1 protein-coding gene is annotated in these 234 nt (G+C 57.3%); it reads left to right on the forward strand.

From position 1 onward, the window contains the following. The coding region (locus tag AC3XQU_RS24985) for an ABC transporter permease subunit (RefSeq protein ID WP_489876777.1) at positions 1-234 on the forward strand (234 nt) is incomplete at both ends.

The raw sequence follows: 234 nt of genomic DNA on the forward strand, positions 1-234 counted from the left end.
GACTGGACGGTGCAGGTTTCTTCACCATCTTCCGGCTGATCATTCTGCCGATGTCGACGCCGATCATCATGGTTTGCCTGATCTGGCAGTTCACCCAGATCTGGAACGACTTCCTGTTCGGTGTGGTGTTCTCCAGCGGCGACTCGCAGCCCATCACAGTGGCGCTGAACAACCTGGTCAACACCAGCACCGGGGCCAAGGAATATAACGTGGATATGGCGGCGGCGATGATCG

It is taken from the genome of Telluria sp. AZSoR62 (assembly GCF_058111565.1).